The following is a 3,127-nucleotide window of genomic DNA, read 5'->3' on the forward strand; positions in this document are numbered from 1 at the left end:
AGCTCAGTAAATTCAGCAAAGTTCAGGGTTTTGGGGGTTAGAGGCATGCTCCCCAGAAAATCTCAGTTGCAAAGGCGGTGCGGAGCACTCAAGCGATAGACTGGGGTGTACAGCTCCCGCTCCGCTGCGAATCTGCTCGATTGAACCGTTGCTCGCCAAGCCTACCCGCCAACCATGGGATCCGCAACTCTATCCGCTCCTTGTACCTTTCCCCTCACCGCTGTAGTGGGGCAACAGGCGGCCAAGCTGGCTCTGCTGCTGGCAGCAGTGGATCCCAGCCTAAGGGGTGTGGTGCTGGTGGGGCCTCGCGGCACCGCCAAGTCGGTTTTGGCCAGAGGGATCCACGCCTTGCTACCGCCCATCGAGGTGATTGCGGGATCCTATTGCAACGACGATCCAGCGCAGCCGGATACCTGGTCCGACTGGGCCAAGGCTCGCTACCCAGCCGGAGAGGTGCCGCCCACCCAAGTGATATCGCCCCCCTTTGTCCAGGTTCCCCTGGGCGTCACCGAAGATCGGCTGCTGGGATCCGTCGATGTGGAGGCCTCCATCAGGCAGGGGGAAACGGTCTTCCAGCCAGGGCTCTTGGCTGCCGCCCACCGGGGCGTGCTCTATGTGGATGACATCAACCTCTTGGACGACGCCATCGTCAACTTGTTGCTGACGGTGGTGGGGGATGGGGTCAACCGCCTGGAACGGGAGGGGCTGAGTCTGCAACACCCCTGCCGGCCTCTCTTGGTGGCCACCTACAACCCCGAAGAGGGATCCCTGCGCCCCCACCTGCTGGATCGCCTGGCACTGGTGGTGCCGGTGGGGCAGGAGCTGAGCCTAGAAGAGCGAGGGGAAATTGTCCAACGGGCAACGCAATTTGTCGATGCTCCCGAGCCCTTCCTGGCCGAGCACCAGGCGGAACTGGAGGAAATCCGCACCCGCATCCTCCTGGCGCGGGAGTGGCTGCCCCAGGTCAAGCCGCAGCGGGAACAGCTCCTCTACCTGGTGCAGGAGGCCATCCGCGGCAACGTCCAAGGGCACCGGGGAGAACAATTTGCCCTGCGAGCCGCCTGTGCCCTGGCGGCGCTGGAGGGGCGGGATCGCCTCCTGGCCGAGGATCTGCAGCAGGCCGTGCAGCTGGTGCTGCTGCCCCGCGCCCGTTACGACCCCGACCAGCCCCCGCCTCCCCCCCCACCCCAATCCCAACAGCCCGATCCTTCCCCAAGCAATTCCGACGACACCGGCGAGGACCAGGAGGAGACGGATCCCCAGCCGGAAAGCCTCAGCCTGCCGCAGGAGTTTTTTTTCGATCCTGAGCAGGTGGCCCTGGACCCGCGCCTGCTGGCCTTTGCCCAGTCCCTCAACCAGCAGGGAAAAACGGGATCCCGCAGCCTGGTGTTCAGCGCCGACCGGGGCCGTTACATCAAGCCCATCCTGCCCCAGGGATCCAACCCCCGCATTGCCGTCGATGCCACCTTGCGAGCCGCTGCTCCCTACCAGAAGAGCCGCCGCCAGCGACAACCGGGACGCGCCGTCGTCGTGGAACCGAGCGATATCCGCGCCAAAAAGCTGGTTCGCAAGGCCGGAGCCCTGGTGATCTTTGTGGTGGATGCCTCCGGCTCCATGGCCCTCAACCGCATGCAAGCGGCCAAAGGAGCGGCCCTGCGCCTGCTCACCGAGGCTTACCAAAACCGTGACAAGGTGGCCCTCATCGCCTTTCGTGGGGAAACTGCCGAAGTGTTGCTCCCCCCCACCCGCTCCATCGAGCTGGCCCGCCGCCGTTTGGAATCTCTGCCCTGCGGCGGGGGATCCCCTCTCGCCCATGCCCTCACCCAAGCTGTGCGCATGGGAGTCAATGCCCGCACCGCTGGCGATGTAGGTCAGGTGATGCTGGTGGCTCTCACCGATGGCCGGGCCAACATTCCCCTCAGCCGCTCCTTGGGACGGAGCGACAGCAAAAGCCAGTTGGGAGCGGATCCCATCGACCTCAAGCAAGAGCTGCGGGAGATCGCCCTGCGCATCCGCGCCCTGGGGTTGAAGCTGCTCTTGATCGACTCCCAAAGCCGCTTTGTAACCACCGGCTTCAGCGCCGAGCTGGCGGAATTAGCGGGCGGACGGTACTTTCATCTGCCCCGTGCCACCGACCAGGGGATCGCAGCCGTGGCCCGCTCGGCTATGCAGGAGGGACGCACCTACCCCTGAGAGAACAGCCTCTCCGTTGGCAAAGGTTGTAACTTTTCTTAATGGTTGGTTATGATCCCTGTAGGCGCTCTTTACCTTTTCCCATGGCTACAGGACTCCTGCCCCAACTTTCCCTGCAGAATCCCATGGCTGTCGATTGGGTTAGCCGAGGGGTAGGCGCAGCCATTCGTGCCCTCTTTAAGCATGCAGAGCGGCTGGAGGCGCGCGTGCGAGTGGAGCCTGTTGCCAAATTGTTGCAGGGTCGTATCGACAGCTTTGAACTGTTGGGCCAGCATCTGCAGATGTACAACGGCCTGAGGCTTTCGGCTCTGGAGCTATTCTGCAACGCGGTGGCCATCGATTTCAGCCAAATTTGGCAGGGGAAGATCAAGCTGCGCCAGCCAGTACAGGCCACAATGCGCGTGGTGCTGAGCGAAGACGATCTGGCGCAATCGTTTAACACACCTTTTGTGCTGAACAGGCTGGCCCTGGTGGGACAGGATGGCAGCCCCCTATCCTTCCATCACGTCCATATCAGCATCACCCCGGCGCGGCGACTGCAATTCCAGGCAAACGTACAGCAGGGAGAAGCCAGGGCTTTCCGCGTCGGTTTTTCCGCCCAAGTTGAGGTGCTGGAGCGGCGTCGCATCCGCTTTACAGATCCAGTGTTTGAAAGCGGTACAGAAGAGGAGCTGGCCTTGAGCCAAGCTTTGGTACGCTGCCTGAATGAGCTTCTGGATTTGGATCGGCTCGCCTTGCGAGGCACTGAGCTGCGGGTCGATCGGGTGAACTTGCAGCCCCAGCAGATGATCCTATACGGCAGTGCCACCCTAGCGCAATTTCCCACACGCCAACCCCAATGGGAAAGTGCTTGACAGCCTTTGGAAGGGCGGCTACGCTCAATAGTGGTGAGGAGTGAAGAGAAGAAGCCTCTGGGGTCGAAACACGGACAGAC

The 3,127-nt window shown here is 62.5% G+C and carries 2 protein-coding genes; both read left to right on the top strand.

Annotated elements, in window-relative coordinates; all coding sequences use genetic code 11:
• The first annotated feature begins 174 nt into the window (after positions 1 to 174).
• Positions 175 to 2,193, top strand: a complete 2,019-nt coding sequence (gene bchD / locus NW829_RS08535; RefSeq protein ID WP_414416873.1) for a magnesium chelatase ATPase subunit D — start codon at positions 175 to 177, stop codon at positions 2,191 to 2,193.
• A gap of 125 nt (positions 2,194 to 2,318) precedes the next feature.
• Complete coding sequence (locus tag NW829_RS08540) at positions 2,319 to 3,047, top strand: DUF2993 domain-containing protein (RefSeq protein ID WP_414416874.1); 729 nt, start codon at positions 2,319 to 2,321, stop codon at positions 3,045 to 3,047.
• Positions 3,048 to 3,127 lie beyond the last annotated feature (80 nt).

Origin of the sequence: Synechococcus sp. R55.8 (assembly GCF_047461895.1) — a bacterium.
Taxonomy (GTDB): Bacteria; Cyanobacteriota; Cyanobacteriia; order Thermostichales; family Thermostichaceae; genus Thermostichus.